The following is a 16,653-nucleotide window of genomic DNA, read 5'->3' as shown; positions in this document are numbered from 1 at the left end:
TGAAAGGGCAGCCGGCAATCCCGGCCGGCTGTCCGCCTCCTTCTGCGCACTCCGGAGAAACATCATGAGAAATCCAGCCAGTCCCGCATTCGCTGCCATCATAACGCCGATCGACCGGTTGACGGAGGCTGCAAACGTGCTTGCAGCCCTGTCTCTCCTCGGCATTTTCATTCTCATCGCCTGCGAAATCCTTCTCAGAAACCTTGCCGGCTACTCCCTGCCATTCGCCTGGGATGTCGCCGCTTACCTGATGGCCACGAGCTTCATGCTCGCCGGCGCCAGCGCGCTGAAATCCGGTTCGCATGTCCGCGTCACCGCAATAGGCGAGACACTTTCTTCAACCGGCGCAAGGCGGCTGGATATGGTGGCATGCCTTGTCGGCCTTGTTATCTGCGTTGCGCTTTCGGTCGCATTGACGGACATGGCGATCCTGTCCGCGCTGCGCGGTTCAACCTCCTCATCGGTCATCCGCATTCCGCTCGTCTATCCGCAGAGCGCGCTCGCAATCGGCGCGATCATCCTGAATTTGCAGATGCTGGCGCAGTTTCTGCGGCTTCTTCGCGGCGAAACACTTTCAACCGGCCCGGGACTGGAATAAATCATGGGAAAGATCACCTTCAGCCTGCTCGGCCTGATGACGCTCATTCTGGGTACGGGGGTCTGGATCGGCCTTGGCCTCGTCGGCACCGGGGCGGCGCTGGCCGCACTCTATCGCCCCGCTTTGCCGCTTTTCAAGCTGCTGGCCCAGCAAACCTGGAACACGCTGGTTTCGCCGGAAATGCTGGCCCTGCCGCTCTTCATCTTCATGGCGGAAATCCTGTTCCGAACGAAGATTTCAGAGGCGCTGTTCTCCGGCCTCGCCCCCTGGCTTCGGCATGTGCCCGGCCGGCTTGCCCATATCACCGTTCTCGGCTGCACGCTCTTTGCCTCCGTCTGCGGCTCATCCGCGGCCACCACGGCAACGGTCGGGCGCATCACCGCAAAGGAACTTATTTCGCGCGGTTATAACCGCGACCTCATTACCGGCAGTCTTGCGGGGGCGGGAACGCTGGGCTTTCTCATCCCGCCATCGACGATCATGATCATCTATGGGGTCATGGCGGAGGAATCGATCCTGAAGCTGTTCATGGCGGGCATCCTGCCGGGCCTGCTGATGGCCGCATCCTATATGGGCTATATCGGCATCCGGGCGCTGATGAATCCGGCCCTTGTCGGTGAGGCCCTCGCGCCCACCACCTTCATCGAAAAGCTGGTGGCGTTGAAGGATCTGGGACCGCTGCTGCTGCTCATCATCGGCGTGGTCGGCTCGATGTATGGCGGGATCGCCTCGCCGACGGAAGCAGCCGCGGTCGGCGTCGGCGGCGCAATCCTCATCGGCGCTTTCCAGAAGACGCTGAACCTTTCGAACCTCATGCAGGCGGCGAAACAGGCGGCCGATTCCTGCGCCATGATCGGCCTCATCATGGTCGGCGCGATGTTCCTGTCGACCGTCATCGGTTATCTCGGCATGCCGCGCTATATCGCCGGCATCATCGAGGGCTGGGGCCTTTCGCCATTCATGCTCATCATCGTGCTCCTGATCTTCTACATCATCCTCGGCACGGTGATGGAAGGGCTGGGCTGCATCGTCATGACGCTGCCGATCACCCTGCCGCTGGTCATGGCGGCCGGTTACAGCAAGGTCTGGTTCGGCATATTCATCGTCATCGTGGTGGAGATGGCGCAGGTCTCGCCGCCCGTCGGTTTCAACCTCACCGTCATCCAGCGCCTGACCGGTGACAGCATGGCCCGCATTACCCGGGCGACCATGCCGTTCTTCTTCATCATGTGCGCTTTTGTCCTGCTCATCGCCGTCTTCCCGGAAATCGTTTCGATCGTTCCGGACATGCTGGCGAATAATTGACGCAAACGGCTTGCCGGCCAAAGCGCTCCCATGCGCAGGGCCGGCATCCCCCAGACCCGACTCCGCTGCGGTCAATTCCACGGGTTGGAACAGAACCCTTGCAACACAGGCGGCTCAAATAGGAACATGTCATGTCGCTCATAAATTCCAGTACCAAGGGTGTGTTCGTCATTGCCTGCACACCGTTTGCCGAAGACGGTTCGCTCGATGGCGAAAGCATCGGCCGCATGGTCGACTTCTATTATGAAAAAGGCGCGGACGGGCTGACAATCCTCGGCATGATGGGGGAAGCACCCAAGCTCACCCTGGCGGAATCGATCGAAGTCACGAAGCTGACGCTGAAGCGTTCCGAAGGAAAACCCGTGGTGGTTGGCGTCTCCGCACCCGGCCTTGCCGCCATCGGCGAACTGACCAAGGCAGCCATGGATCTGGGTGCCGCCGGCGTCATGGTCGCTCCGCCACCCGCGCTGCGGACCGATGAGCAGATCGTCGTCTATTATCGCAACGTCGTCGAGACTGTCGGCGCCGACGTGCCTGTGGTGCTGCAGGACTTCCCGCTCTCCACCGGCGTTCAGATAAGCGCAAAAACCCTGGGCGTCATCTTCGAGGCCCATCCCAGCATCGTCATGCTCAAGCATGAGGATTGGCCGGGCCTGCAAAAGATCACAGACCTGCGCGAAGCGGAGGCCAAAGGCCGTCGCCGCACCTCCATCCTGTGCGGCAATGCCGGTGTTTTCCTGACCGAGGAAATGCAGCGCGGCGCCGATGGCGCCATGACCGGTTTCGCCTATCCGGAAATGATGGTGGATGTCGTCCGTCTCAGCAATGAGGGCAGATACGAGGCAGCGCAGGACTTGTTCGATGCCTATCTACCGCTGATGCGCTATGAACAGCAGCCCGGTCTCGGCCTTGCCGTGCGAAAACATGTTCTAGCAAAACGCGGCGCCATCGCCAGCGCGACCCAGCGCCGTCCAGGCGCACCGCTGAGCGCGCTCGCCGTGAAGGAAGTCGAGACGCTGATCGAACGGCAGATGCGCCGATTGGCCCTGTTGCGTTGACGGAGATGAATTCACTGCCGCTGTGACGGACCCGATCAGCGAGGCAATGCGGGAACGGAATTTCTGCTCGCTTCGCGACGAGCCCAACGAAGCTCATGGACAACAGATATACAGGGGAAACTCCCCTCTCCCGGTAAGTCACTGTGACAAATAGACTTATCGGGAGAGGGGAATGGTACGGTTGAGTGGGGTCGAACCACCGACCTCAGGTGCCACAAACCTGCGCTCTAACCAACTGAGCTACAACCGCACATGAAACGCCGAAGCGGCGTCACGGGGGGTGACATAAAAGGTGTTTTCCCCATTTGCAAGTGCCTCTTCGAATTTTGCGAAAAAAGGCTGAGAAAGGCAAGTGCTTTTCAATGGGCCGGGCTGACATAAAGAGGCCGCAGCGGCCTGTTGATGTTAACTCTATTTGGCGATTCATCCGGCGGATGGTGGACCGGACCGCGCTGTGAAGTTATTTAAAATTCTGTTAACGTGATGCCTCGGCGGGTTTACGTTTAGAGCTTCATGAGGAAGCCGAAAAGCCCGCAAGGTCCGGTAGTGCCAGAATAGGTTTCGACATGCCCGCCGTCCAGTATCCCTTTATCGATATCGCAGTGCATGAACGGGTGCGTGAAGGTTTCGGGCGCGGCGCGGCCATGGCGTTGTTCTCGCTCGACCTTAAAAACGCCCTTTGGGCCAATGGCCGGGGTGCGGCGCTGTTCGGCACGCCGATGGTCTATGATTTTCTGGAACAGGGTCCGAAACCGCAGGACGTGACCTTTCGGCAATTGGCGGCCACGGCGGCGCGGCTTTCCAAAGCGGGCGACAGCCTGCCGTTTACCATTCGCATCACGTCGGGTTTCCGCAGCCTTGCCGTTACGGCGCGCGCGGAAATCATCGAGGCCGAACCCAGCCAGCCGGCCATCCTGTTTTCCGCCCTCACCGACCAAGTCGCACCCGACACGGCGGAATGCGCCCGGCGCATGATCGAAGGTTTCGACGACCCCGATATCCATATGGCGGTTCTGAACGGCGAGAACGAGATTGTCGCCGCCTCGCCCGGCTTTTCGTCGCTCGGCATCACACCGCATACCGCACGGACACTGGTGAAAATGGCAGCCGGACAGTCCGGCCATCTCGTCAAGCGGCCGGTGCCGACCGGCAAGGGCTATCTGCCCGCCGCCACCGGCCAGATTGCGGCATCGCCCGAACTGAACCTGATGTTCGTGGTCGAAACCGCGCTGGGCACACTCGATCCCGTCAACGGTTTCGCAGAAGACAGGCCGCAGGAAACGCCAGCTGCCGCCGAGCCCGCCCTGCCGGTTGCGGAGGTCGCGCCTGTTGCCGCTGCAACCTCCTTCGATTCCGTGCTCGATGCCGTCGCTGGCATCGAGGATGTGGAAGAGGTTCAGGAACTGCCGGCCGATCCCGAAGAAGAAGTGGCAGCGCAGCAGGATGAGAACAGCCTTCTCTCATTGCCGGAAAACGGAGCGGAGACCCCGGCGGCGCTATCCGCGCAGGACGCCGACGCCGCTGCGCATGTGGCGATGACCGACGACATCGCCGATCTTTTCGAACTCGATGAGGATGAAGCAGAAGCTCCCTTAACCGAGCGCGCAGTCACCGATGCTCCCGCCGAAGAGATCCGAGCCGAAGAAAACGCAGTCGCGGACGATGAAATCGTCGAAACCGCGCCGTCAGAAGCTGCTCCTGCGGTGGATGAGGAGAAAACGACGGAAACGGAGACCGAGGAGACGGACATCGGCGCTGGCGCAGAAGCGCAGCCTTTTGTTTTCAATGCCGGTGCGCGCGCTTCCCGTTTCGTCTGGAAAATCGATGCGGAGGGACGCTTCAGTTCGATCTCGCATGAATTTGCAGAGGCTGTGGGCGCCAAGGCGGCTGCCGTGGAAGGCATGGGCTTTGCCGATGTCGCGGCCCTGTTCAATCTCGATCCCGACGGCAAAATCCGCGAGCTTCTCGGCCGTCGCGACACATGGTCGGGCAAGACGATCTACTGGCCGGTGGAAGGCACATCGCTGATGGTGCCGATCGATCTTGCCGCCCTGCCCACCTATACGCGCTCACGCGAATTCGACGGTTTCCGCGGTTTCGGCATCGTGCGGCTTGCCGATGCCGCCGAAGACCCGCATGCCACCGGCCTGACCTTCCTCAACGGCGAAGAGGCCGATCCGACGGAAGCCCTGCCGCAGCCCACTATTGAGGATGAAAGCCACGAATTGCTGGCCTTTATCGATGAGGATGGCGAGGCAGGTGAAGATTCCGGCTCAATCGGTGAAGATGAGGTCCCGGTAACGGAGGCCGATGCGGCGGATGATGCACCGGACGTGGTTTCGGCTGAAGAACAGCACCGTGATTATACTCCGCCGGAATTCGAAGCGCCGGTTGCGGCGCCCGCGCTGGAGCCGGCCTATTCCGACAAGGTCGTCCATCTGGAGGAGCGCCGCTCGCGCTCCCGCGAGGGGCTGACCGCAGGCGAGCAGGCCGCCTTCCGCGAAATCGGCCGCGCCCTTGCGCCGGCGGATGCTGCTTCCGAAGAAGACCGGGAAACGGATGCGGAGGCCATTTCCGCTGAGCCGACCATGCAGGATATTCAGCAGGATATCGATGCGGATGCTTCGGAAAGCGCGCCCTCCGATACGGAAAATGACGACAAGAAAACCGAACCGGCGGAGGAAGACGATCTTTTCGCCGACTATGTTCGTGGCGAGCAGCCTGCGGCCATTCGCGCGCCGGCGGATGAAAGCGGTTCCGACGAAAAGCAGGAGCCTGCGGCTGACGAGCGGCCGGCTGCCGATATAGCCGCCGCCATGGTCAGCCCGTCCGTTCGCCCCGCGAATGCCTTGACGGCCGAGACGCTGGACCAGATGCCCGTGGCGCTTCTGGTGCATGCCGGCGACAGGCTGATCCACGCCAATCCGGATTTCCTGCGATTGACGGGCTATGGCTCTCTCGCCGAACTCGAAGAGGTGGGCGGTCTGGAGGCGTTGCTGCAGCGGCAGGAGCTGGAGGACATGCCGGACAACGAAGGCGGGATGGTGGTCGTCAGCTCTGACAACGACATCATTCCCGTCAAGGCGCGGCTGCAATCCATCCGCTGGGAAGAAACCAAGGCGCTGATGCTGTCTCTGGTGCCGCTTGAGGAAAAGCAGGCGACGGTTGCGGCCGCCAACGAAAATATTGCTGCCGGCGATGCCGAAAATGCGGAAGCAGGCAGCCTCTCCCTGTTGCAGGGCGAGGTGGAGGAGCTGCATTCCATTCTGGAAACGGCCACCGACGGGGTGGTGCTTCTGGGAGACGAAGGCGAAATCCGCTCGCTCAACCGTTCCGCCAGCGCGCTGTTCAACTATGACAATGGTGAAATCGCCGGCAAGCCTTTCGTCACCCTCTTTGCCCATGAGAGCCAGCGCGCCGTGCTGGATTATCTCTCCGGCCTCGCCAATAACGGTGTCGCCAGCGTGCTGAATGACGGCCGCGAAGTGATCGGCCGCGAAGCATCCGGCGGCTTCCTGCCGCTGTTCATGACCATCGGCCGACTTAAATCCTCGCATGGCTATTGCGCGGTTATCCGCGACATCACCCAGTGGAAGCGCACCGAAGAAGAACTGCGCAACGCCAAGCGGGCGGCGGAAACCGCCAATGCCCACAAGACCGATTTCCTGGCGCGCGTCAGCCATGAAATCCGCACGCCGCTCAATGCCATCATTGGCTTTGCCGACATGATGGCGACCGAACGTTTCGGGCCGATCGGCCATCCGCGTTATGTGGAATATGCCAATGATATCGGCCGTTCCGGCCGGCATGTGCTCGACATCGTCAACGATCTGCTCGATATCTCCAAGATCGAGGCCGGGCAGATGGATGTGGATTTCGTTGCCGTGCCGCTCAACGAAACGGTGGCCGAGGCGGTCTCGCTGGTGCAGCCGCAGGCCAACAACCAGCGCGTCATCATCCGCACCGCTCTTGCGCAATCCGTGCCGCAGATCGTCGCCGACCTGCGCTCGATCAAGCAGATCGTGCTGAACATCCTGTCGAACGCCATCCGCTTCACGCCGTCCGGCGGCCAGATCGTGGTGTCCACCGCCTATGAGGCCAATGGCAGCGTGTCGCTGCGCATTCGCGACACCGGCATCGGCATGACCCGGGCGGAACTGGAACAGGCCATGAAGCCGTTCCGGCAGGTGGCTTCCTCCGGCAAGCGCGTGCGCGGCGACGGCACCGGGCTCGGCCTGCCGCTGACCAAGGCCATGGTGGACGCCAACCGGGCGAATTTCTCCATCACCTCGACACCGAATGAAGGCACGCTGGTGGAAATCACCTTTCCGTCGCAACGGGTTCTTGCCAACTGAGGTCATGCGGGCGTAGCAATGCGGAAGCCGCCGGCACCATGGTCGCCGGTTGAGGCCTTTGCACGACAGTAGACTGGCATGTCCATGACGGTTTCCCTTCCGGCAACAAGACGCTTCTCGGTGTTGCCCATCACGGCGGTCATCGTCGCGGCCATTGCCGCCATGCCCATTCTGGCAATTTTCTGGCTGGCGCTGACGGGGAGCACGGAAGGATGGCAGCATCTTCTCGCCAATGTCCTGCCGCGCGCCGGGTTTCGCACCTTCCTGCTCTTGGGGATGACGGCCGCGACGACGGCTTTCTTCGGCATCGTCTGCGCCTGGCTTGTCACCACATTCGAATTTCCGCTGCGGCGGTTATTGTCCGCGGCACTCGTGCTGCCGCTCGCCATCCCCTCCTATCTCGCCGCCTATGCGTTCGGCGAGTTTCTCGACTTTACCGGCCCGGTGCAAAGCGCGTTGCGCGCCGCTTTCGGTTATCACAGCATCCGCGATTACTGGTTTCCGGACATACGCTCGCTCGGCGGCGCGGTGATCGTTCTGAGTTCGGTACTCTATCCTTACGTTTATCTCTCGGCCCGCGCCGCCTTTTCCATGCAGGGGCGGTTTGCGGCCGAAGCGGCCCGCACGCTTGGCGCAAAACCGCTGAACGTGTTCTTCTCCGTGCAATTGCCGATGGCCCGGCCGGCCATCGCCATCGGGCTTTCTCTGGTCCTGATGGAGACGCTGAACGATATCGGCGCGGTCGAGTATCTCGGCGTCCAGACGCTGACCTTCACCATTTACGAAACCTGGCTCAATCGCGGCAATCTCGCCAATGCGACGCAGATCGCCGCCGTCATTCTCGTCATCGTCGGTGCGCTGATCGTCATCGAACGCAATGCGCGGGAAAAACAGCGCTTCGGCGCGCCGAAAGCGACAAGCATGGCGCAGCGTCACCGGCTGAAAGCGCTCAACGGCTGGCGGCGCTGGGGCGCGAGCCTTTTCTGCTTCGTTCCCGTGGCGAGCGGCTTTTTCATTCCCGTCATCGTGCTGGGCGGTTACGCCGCCAGGAGGCTCGATGCCCTGTTTGCGCCGAAGCTTCTGAAAGCACTCGGACACAGTCTCGAAGTCTCGCTTTCCGCCGCCTTCGTGACGCTGATAGCCGCTTTCGTGTTTTCCTATTCCATCCGCACCGAGCGCTCGCGCACCTCGAAGGTGGCCGCCCGCTTCGGCTCCATGGGATATGGCGTGCCGGGAACCGTGCTCGCCATCGGGGTGCTCATTCCGCTGGCCAGCCTCGACAATGGCGTCGATGGCTTCATCCGCGCACATTTCGGTTTTTCCACCGGGCTGCTGCTCTCCGGCACCGCCTTCGCCATCATCTACGCCCACGCCGTGCGCTTCATGACCATGGCGGAAGGCACGCTCGATGCCGGTTTCCAGAAGCTCTCGCCGCATATCGACATGGCCTCGCGGACGCTTGGGCGCAACCGGGCGCAGACGCTTTTCAAGGTGCTGTTGCCCAACATGCGGCCCGCGGCGCTGACGGCTTTTCTGCTCGTTCTGATCGAATCCATGAAGGAACTTCCGGCCACGATCCTGCTCCGGCCTTTCGGTTTCAACACGCTGGCCACGCTGGTTTATGAGGATGCGTCCCGCTCAAGGGTGCAGGATGCGGCCGTGCCGGCGATCATCATCATCATTGCCGGGCTTATTCCCGTGCTTCTCGTCTCGAAATCGATGGATCATCCGGAAAACCGCTGAATGGCACGGGCCTTTGCGGTAAAAAGAAAGGCGGCCTTGCGGCCGCCTGGATGAGTTGTGCTTTTCAACGAGAGAAAGGGGGACAATCTCGCCAGATGGAAATTATCAGTCCCGGCTATCAAAAATTTGACGGCCCTGCGTTGGGTTTACTTTCCGCCAACTCCTATTAACAAGCGGTTAAAACCAAAATCGATCAATTACCGACGAAAATTCCTATTCTGAGACCGTAAAGCGCCGAAACTAAATTAACAGTTTCTACTTTTCTCGCGATTTCAACAGTAACGCGTAAAAATCGACGCAGGATATTCGATCAGTTCCGCGCCGCCGCATGTTCGTCCCGCATCCGCTGCAATTCGGTGCGTTTGGAAGCGATGGAGGCGACAATCACGCCGATGGTGACAAGCCCGATCAGGATCGTGCAGATGGCGTTGATTTCCGGCGTCACACCGAGGCGAACCTGCGAATAGATCTTGATCGGCAGCGTGGTTGCACCGGGGCCGGTGGCGAAGCTGGCGATCACCAGATCGTCCAGCGACAGGGTGAAGGCCAGCATCCAGCCGGCGATGACGGCGGGGAAGATGAGCGGCAGGGTGATGCGGAAGAAGGTCTTGACCGGCGGGCAGCCGAGATCGAGCGCGGCTTCCTCGAGACTGCGATCGAAGGTCAGGAGCCGCGACTGCACGACGATCGCCACGTAACACATGGTGAAAGTCGTATGGGCGATAACCACCGTCCAGAAACCGCGATCCACCCCGACGGCCACGAAGAGCAGCAGCAGCGACAGGCCGGTGATTACTTCCGGCATGACGAGCGGCGCATAGATCATGCCCGAAAACAGCACCCGGCCCGGAAACCGCGCGAACCGTGTCAGCGACAGCGCCGCCAGCGTTCCGAGGATGGTGCCGATGGTGGCGCTGAGGATGCCGACGCGCAGCGTCACCCAGGCCGCATCCATCAGCCCCTGGTTCGACCACATGGAGCGGTACCATTGCAGCGAGAAACCGCCCCAGACGGTGACGAGCTTCGAGGCATTGAAGGAATAAACGATCAGGATGATGATCGGGATATAAAGAAAGGCAAAACCGAGGGTGAGGACGGTGATGTCGAATTTTCCGCGCTTCATGGCTTCACCCTACCTTCTTCTGCTGGTTCTGGAAGATGGCGATGGGCACCACCAGCAACAGCAGCAGCAGCACCGCCACGGCGGAAGCCAGGGGCCAGTCGCGGTTGCCGAAGAATTCCGTCCACAGCGTCTTGCCGATCATCAGCGTCTGGGCGCCGCCGAGCAGATCGGGAATGACGAATTCGCCTGTTATCGGAATGAAGCAGATCATCGAGCCGGCAATGACGCCCGGCAACGACAGCGGGAAGGTGATCTTCCAGAAGGCCTTCCATGGCGGGCAGCCGAGATCGGCCGCCGCTTCCAGCAGCGTATTGTCGAGCTTTTCCAGCGCCGAATAGAGCGGCAGCACCATGAAGGGCAGATAGGAATAAACGATGCCGATGAAGATCGCCGTTTCCGTACGGAAGATATTGACCTGCTGGTCCGGTCCGAGAAAACCGAGCCATTGGAACAGCACCGTCAACAGGCCTTCCGGCTTCAGAATGCCGATCCAGGCGTAAACGCGGATCAGGAACGAGGTCCAGAACGGCAGGATCACCAGCATCACCAGTGTCGGGCGAATGGAAGACGGCGCACGCGCCATGGCGAGCGCCATGGGATAGCCGATCAGGAGCAGCAGAAAGGTGGAGATGAAGGCGATGCGCAGCGATGACAGATAGGCGTCGATGTAGAGCGGGTCTTCCGTCAGGAAGAGGTAGTTCTCGAAATCCAGTTCGGAGAAGAACGCGCCGAGCTTCGAAAACCCTTCGAAGACCGGCGTATAGGGCGGCATGGAGATCGCCGTATCCGACAGCGAGATTTTGAAGATGATGAAAAACGGTGCTGCGAAGAATAGCAGCAGCCAGAAATAGGGAACCGCGACGACCAGCCAGCGCCAGGGGCTTTGCCGGTTTTCAGGAGTGGTGATCGCCATCGAAGCCTCCCTCAACGCGTCAGGACGAGGCCGGAATCCGGCTTCCAGTTCAGCCACACCATATCGCCGAAGGTGATCGGGCGATCGACGAGACGCGAAACATTCGCCTGCGCGGCGCGAATGACGCGGCCATCGGCAAGCTTGACGATGAAGACGGAGAAGTCGCCGAGATAACCGATATCCCAGACCTCGCCATAGGCGGAATTGACGCTGCTGTCGGCGGGCTGGTCGAGCGAGATGCGGACCTTTTCCGGGCGGATGGCGAAAGCCACCTGGCTGCCGGTCGCAGCGGCGCATTCCTGCTCCACCGCCACCTTCAGCCCTTCGCAATCCAGCGTCACCAGACCGGGCTTGCCGATATCGGAAGCATTGGCGACGACATTGGCGTCGAAAATATTGATATCGCCGATGAAATCCGCCACGTAGCGGCTGTTCGGCGCTTCATAGATCTCGGCCGGCGTCGCCACCTGCACGACATTGCCCTTGTCCATGACAGCGATGCGGTCCGAGACCGTCATCGCTTCTTCCTGGTCGTGGGTGACGATGAGGAAGGTGAGACCGAGATTGGTCTGGATGTCCATCAGTTCGAATTGCGTTTCCTCGCGCAGCTTCTTGTCGAGCGCGCCGAGCGGTTCATCCAGCAGAAGCACCTTGGGTCGCTTGGCAAGTGAGCGGGCGAGCGCCACGCGCTGCCGCTGGCCGCCGGAAAGCTGGCTTGGCTTGCGCCTTGCGAATTCCGTGAGCTTGACGAGCCGCAGCATTTCTTCGACGCGCGCGGCGATATCCGCCTTGGGCAGACCGTCCTGCTCCAGACCGAAAGCGACGTTCTTTTCCACCGACATATGCGGGAAAAGCGCGTAGGACTGGAACATCATGTTGGTGGGGCGCTTATAGGGCGGCACGCCGGAAATATCCTTGCCCTGCAGCAGGATGCGCCCTTCGGTCGGCTCCTCGAAACCGGCCAGCATGCGCATCAGCGTGGTCTTGCCGCAGCCGGAGGGACCGAGCAGCGAGAAGAACTCGCGTTCATAGATATCGAGCGTCAGATTGTTGACGGCGACGAAATCGCCGAAACGTTTGGTGACGTTTTCAAAGCGGATGAAGGGTACCGCATCGGGATTGTCCCAAGGGCTAAATTTGCGTTTGACCGGCCCCAGAGTTTTCGCCATTCACCCTACCCTCAAATCCCGTTGGTCTTGTAGATTTGAGCATCGGATTTTCCGACTTTCGGTCCGATGCTTTGAGGCGGGCGACGCCGGCAGGTAACGGAACCTGCCGGCAAAGGATCAGAGAAACAGGCCCGCCGGCCGTTCCTCAACCAGCGGGCGGAAGTGTCAGCTGCCGGTCTTTATCTGCGTCCAGACGCGGTTCAGGACGCGCTGTTCCTTCGGTCCGTAGGGCGAGATGGTGAAGAGCTTCTTCAGCGTCTCGGCATCGGGATAGACCGCCGGGTTCTTGGCGACGGACTCATCCATCAGCGCCTGCGAGGCGAGGTTGCCATTGGCATACTGAACATAGTTGGAGGCCTTGGCGATGACTTCCGGCCGCATCAGATAGTTGATGAAGGCGTGGGCTTCCTCGACATTCTTGGCATCCGCCGGGATGGCAAGGTTGTCGAACCACATATAGGTGCCTTCCTTCGGAATGACGTAGTTCACCTCGACGCCGTTCTTGGCTTCCTCGGCGCGGCTCTTCGCCTGCAGGATATCGCCCGACCAGCCGATGGTGATGCAGCTGTCGCCGTTCGCCAGTTCATCGATATAGGCGGAGGAATTGAAGGTCTTCACATAGGGGCGGATCTTCATATAGACGTCGCCGCCCGCCTCGAGATCGGCGGTTTCCTTGCTATCCGGATTCTTGCCGAGATAGTTCATGGCGATGGCAAAGGTCTCGTCGGACGCATCGAGAATATTGATGCCGCAGGATTTCAGCTTTTCGGCATTTTCCGGCTTGAAGAGAATATCCCAGCTGTCGACCGGAACATCGCCGAGCGCCGCCTTTACCTTGGCGACATTATAGCCGATGCCGGTGGTGCCCCACATGTAGTTCACGGCATATTCGTTACCGGGATCGTATTTGGCCAGACGCTCGGAAACCTCGGGCCACATGTTCTTCAGATTCGGCAACTTGGACTTGTCGAGTTTCTGGAACACGCCGGCATTGATCTGGCGGGCGAGGAAGGGCCCGGTCGGCACCACGACATCATAACCGGAGCTGCCGGCCAGAAGCTTGGTTTCCACAAGCTCGTTGCTGTCGAAAACGTCATAGACGACCTTGATGCCGGTTTCCTTGGTGAAATCGGCAAGGATCGATTCATCGATATAATCCGACCAGTTATAGACGTGGACGACCTTCTCCTGGGCCATTGCCGAGCCTGCTGCAACGAGCGCGGTGGTGAGAGCCAAGGTCAGGCGGAGAGAACGGTTTTTCATGATGTCTCCTGTTAACGCATCCTCACGATGGGAGCGTGATCCCCTTTTTTGGGAGAGACTAGAAAGGAAAACAAAAGGGAGCAAGCGGGAAATGTGCAGCACAGCATTTTCAACCAAATGTGTTCCGGCCACAAAAAAGCGAATGGAAACACCTACTGGAAGTCGAAAACACTGAGACCGGTGACCATTTCATCGAGCCCGAGCGGCCGCGTCAGCGGCGCTTCCGCCCGCGACAGACAGCCCTGCCTTTCGCACAGCCGGCACGAAGGACCGACGGCGACGGGCGCGGCACCCGAGGCGGCGGGGCCATAGACGGTCTCTCCGGCCTGGGCGAGATCGCAGCCGAGAAGCACGGCGGTGCGCCTCACCCTCTCGCCGAAACCCGCCTGCGGGCCTTCCAGTGTGCGCGACACCGTGAGGAACGCGTCGCCATCCGGCATCTCCACCGCTTCCACCAGCACCTGTGCCGGCTGGGCGAAAGCGGCATGAATATTGAGACGCGGACAGAGGCCGCCGAACCGCGCCCTTGGAAAACCGCTGGCCCCTGCAAGGCGGAAACGGTTGCCGGCATTGTCGATCTCCATCAGGAAAAACGGGATCGCCGCGGCTGACGGCCGTTGCAGGCTGACAAGACGGTTGGCCGCCTGTTCGAAAGAGACGTTGAAACGCGAGCGCAAAACCTCGAGATCGTATTTCGCCCGCTGGGCGGCGCTGAGGAATGCGCCATAGGGCATCATCAACGCATGGGCGGCGTAACGCGCCAGTTCGAAACGGGCGATGCGCCTTGCCTCCTCCCCTTTCAGGCCAAGCCCTTCAAGCTCCGTGCCGATTTCTTCGCGAAGCGCCAGAAGACAGGTCTCCATCGCCATTTCCCGCAATTGGTCAGGCTGCGACAGGCGTTCGGATAAAAACAGCCGCATCGAATGGCGGTCATAACGCCGCCTGAGATTCGGCATGGCATGAACCGGGAGGGTGCGGACCACGATGCCGTGGTTTTTCTGAAGCCATGCACGAAGGCCGGAGGCGAGATCGTCGCCCGCCGACAGGTGTTTGTGGAGTTCTTCCGCCGCCGCGTCGATGGCATGGAAATAGGCCGGCCGATTTTCAAAGACGTGGCGCACCTCGTCGATCGGCAGGCGGGTGGAGGAGAGCGCCGTCTCGTGCCCCTCCCGCGCCAGAAGATCGGAGAGATCGGAAAGGCGCTGCGCCTGCTCCCTATAGGCCCGGTAAAGCTTGAGGACACCGCTTGCCGCATTGGGCGCGGCATCGGCAACCTCGATCAGCTCCTGCGGCGACGGCACTTCACCCGAAAGCAACGGATCGGCGAAGACCTCGCGCAGCTGCCCGGCGGAACCGGCGCTTTCGCCCTGCAGGTCGTCCAGATCGACCTTGTAGACGGAGGCAAGCTTCAAAAGCAGCTGCACCGTCAGCGGCCGCTGGTTGCGCTCGATGAGGTTGAGATAGGACGGCGAAATCGCCAGCGCCTCGGCCATGGCCGTCTGCGTCAACCCAAGACCATTGCGAATGCGGCGCACGCGCGGGCCTGCAAAAATCTTGTTTTCCGACACCGCCTCGCCTCCCGTGCCTGCGACTCATACAAATCTATTACAAATTCGCGGGATGCAGGAATTTTACAAAATTTACAATTTTACATCTCCACCCTGTCATGCACTCTACAGGATAACCTCTTTCAAGTCACTGTTTTTATGTTTGTTCTGGCACTCAAATCTCGAAAAATGTAAATGTAGTCACATCAAACGGCGCCATATGATGTTGAAGAGGGCCCGTTACGGAAACCGCATTTATCATGGGAGAGAGAAGTATGACGGATTTTTACAAACTTGTTCCGGGTGCTGCGCAGGGACGTTTCGACGGCATCGAGCGCACCTACACTGCCGCCGACGTGGAACGGCTGCGCGGCTCCGTCGAAATCCGCCATTCGCTGGCCGAAATGGGCGCGAACCGGCTGTGGAAGCTGATCAACGAGGAAAATTTCGTCAACGCGCTCGGCGCGCTTTCCGGCAACCAGGCCATGCAGATGGTTCGCGCCGGGCTGAAGGCGATCTATCTTTCCGGCTGGCAGGTTGCAGCGGATGCCAATACGGCATCGGCCATGTATCCGGACCAGTCGCTTTATCCGGCCAATGCGGCGCCGGAGCTTGCCAAGCGCATCAACCGCACTTTGCAGCGCGCCGACCAGATCGAGACGGCGGAGGGCAAGGGCCTTTCAGTCGACACCTGGTTCGCGCCGATCGTCGCCGATGCCGAGGCCGGTTTCGGTGGGCCGCTCAATGCCTTCGAAATCATGAAGGCCTTTATCGAGGCAGGTGCTGCGGGTGTTCATTATGAAGACCAGCTGGCATCGGAAAAGAAATGCGGCCATCTCGGCGGCAAGGTGCTGATCCCGACGGCGGCGCATATCCGCAACCTGACGGCGGCGCGGCTCGCGGCTGACGTCATGGGTGTACCGACGCTGGTTATCGCCCGCACGGATGCGGAGGCCGCGAAGCTTCTGACCTCCGATATCGATGAGCGCGACCGTCCCTTCGTGGATTACGATGCCGGCCGCACCGTCGAGGGTTTCTACCAGGTCAAGAACGGTCTTGAGCCCTGCATCGCCCGCGCGGTGGCCTATGCGCCCTATTGCGACCTGATCTGGTGCGAGACCTCCAAGCCGGATCTCGAACAGGCGCGCAGGTTTGCCGAGGGCGTGCACAAGGTGCATCCGGGCAAGAAGCTCGCTTACAATTGCTCGCCGTCGTTCAACTGGAAAAAGAACCTCGACGACGCGACGATTGCCAAGTTCCAGCGCGAGCTGGGCGCGATGGGCTACAAGTTCCAGTTCATCACGCTTGCCGGTTTCCACCAGCTGAATTTCGGCATGTTCGAACTGGCGCGCGGTTACAAGGACCGGCAGATGGCGGCCTATTCCGAGCTTCAGGAAGCGGAATTCGCAGCCGAGGTCAATGGTTACACCGCCACCAAGCACCAGCGCGAAGTCGGCACCGGCTATTTCGACGCCGTGTCGCTCGCCATTTCCGGCGGCGCGTCTTCGACCACCGCCATGAAGGAATCCACCGAGCACGACCAATTCCGCCCGGCGGCCGAATAAAATCGAAAAACTGC

General features: G+C 60.5%; 11 protein-coding genes and 1 tRNA gene. 6 read left to right on the top strand and 6 right to left on the bottom strand.

Going from position 1 to position 16,653, the window contains the following annotated elements:
- The first annotated feature begins 64 nt into the window (after positions 1–64).
- The 3 genes from ACQZ5N_RS21135 to ACQZ5N_RS21125 all read left to right on the top strand — a co-directional run bounded on the left by ACQZ5N_RS21135 (position 65) and on the right by ACQZ5N_RS21125 (position 2,961).
- Entirely contained in the window at positions 65–598 is a 534-nt protein-coding gene (locus tag ACQZ5N_RS21135; RefSeq protein ID WP_448734008.1) for a TRAP transporter small permease subunit, read from the top strand.
- Positions 599–601: 3 nt separating this feature from the next.
- On the top strand, positions 602–1,903 hold the full coding sequence (locus ACQZ5N_RS21130; protein WP_059760613.1) for a TRAP transporter large permease: 1,302 nt from the start codon (positions 602–604) through the stop codon (positions 1,901–1,903).
- 131 nt (positions 1,904–2,034) lie between these two features.
- Positions 2,035–2,961, top strand: a complete 927-nt coding sequence (locus ACQZ5N_RS21125; RefSeq protein ID WP_448734007.1) for a dihydrodipicolinate synthase family protein — start codon at positions 2,035–2,037, stop codon at positions 2,959–2,961.
- 173 nt (positions 2,962–3,134) lie between these two features.
- Here ACQZ5N_RS21125 and ACQZ5N_RS21120 read toward each other — a convergent pair.
- A tRNA-His gene (locus ACQZ5N_RS21120) sits at positions 3,135–3,211 on the bottom strand.
- A gap of 316 nt (positions 3,212–3,527) precedes the next feature.
- Here ACQZ5N_RS21120 and ACQZ5N_RS21115 point away from each other — a divergent pair.
- Both ACQZ5N_RS21115 and ACQZ5N_RS21110 read left to right on the top strand, forming a co-directional pair.
- Positions 3,528–7,316, top strand: coding sequence for an ATP-binding protein (locus tag ACQZ5N_RS21115; protein WP_448734006.1), 3,789 nt, complete (start codon positions 3,528–3,530; stop codon positions 7,314–7,316).
- A 78-nt stretch (positions 7,317–7,394) separates the two neighbouring features.
- On the top strand, positions 7,395–9,059 hold the full coding sequence (locus tag ACQZ5N_RS21110) for an ABC transporter permease (RefSeq protein WP_448734005.1): 1,665 nt from the start codon (positions 7,395–7,397) through the stop codon (positions 9,057–9,059).
- Positions 9,060–9,369: 310 nt separating this feature from the next.
- On the opposite strand, the gene ACQZ5N_RS21105 is transcribed toward ACQZ5N_RS21110, so the two are convergent.
- The 5 genes from ACQZ5N_RS21105 to ACQZ5N_RS21085 all read right to left on the bottom strand — a co-directional run bounded on the left by ACQZ5N_RS21105 (position 9,370) and on the right by ACQZ5N_RS21085 (position 15,095).
- Positions 9,370–10,182 (bottom strand): ABC transporter permease, encoded by an 813-nt coding sequence (locus tag ACQZ5N_RS21105; RefSeq protein WP_004432617.1) that lies wholly within the window; start codon positions 10,180–10,182, stop codon positions 9,370–9,372.
- A 4-nt stretch (positions 10,183–10,186) separates the two neighbouring features.
- Positions 10,187–11,095, bottom strand: coding sequence for an ABC transporter permease subunit (locus tag ACQZ5N_RS21100; protein ID WP_142778698.1), 909 nt, complete (start codon positions 11,093–11,095; stop codon positions 10,187–10,189).
- A gap of 11 nt (positions 11,096–11,106) precedes the next feature.
- On the bottom strand, positions 11,107–12,264 hold the full coding sequence (locus ACQZ5N_RS21095) for an ABC transporter ATP-binding protein (protein ID WP_142778697.1): 1,158 nt from the start codon (positions 12,262–12,264) through the stop codon (positions 11,107–11,109).
- Positions 12,265–12,429: 165 nt separating this feature from the next.
- Entirely contained in the window at positions 12,430–13,527 is a 1,098-nt protein-coding gene (locus ACQZ5N_RS21090) for a polyamine ABC transporter substrate-binding protein (RefSeq protein WP_004432613.1), read from the bottom strand.
- A gap of 152 nt (positions 13,528–13,679) precedes the next feature.
- Positions 13,680–15,095, bottom strand: coding sequence for a helix-turn-helix domain-containing protein (locus tag ACQZ5N_RS21085; RefSeq protein WP_448734004.1), 1,416 nt, complete (start codon positions 15,093–15,095; stop codon positions 13,680–13,682).
- A 254-nt stretch (positions 15,096–15,349) separates the two neighbouring features.
- On the opposite strand from ACQZ5N_RS21085, the gene aceA reads away from it, so the two are divergent.
- On the top strand, positions 15,350–16,639 hold the full coding sequence (gene aceA, locus ACQZ5N_RS21080) for an isocitrate lyase (protein WP_448734003.1): 1,290 nt from the start codon (positions 15,350–15,352) through the stop codon (positions 16,637–16,639).
- Positions 16,640–16,653 lie beyond the last annotated feature (14 nt).

Source organism: Agrobacterium sp. 22-221-1, assembly GCF_053522445.1.
The sequence above is the reverse complement of the archived record's forward strand: the minus strand, read 5'-3'. Positions and strand labels throughout refer to the sequence as shown.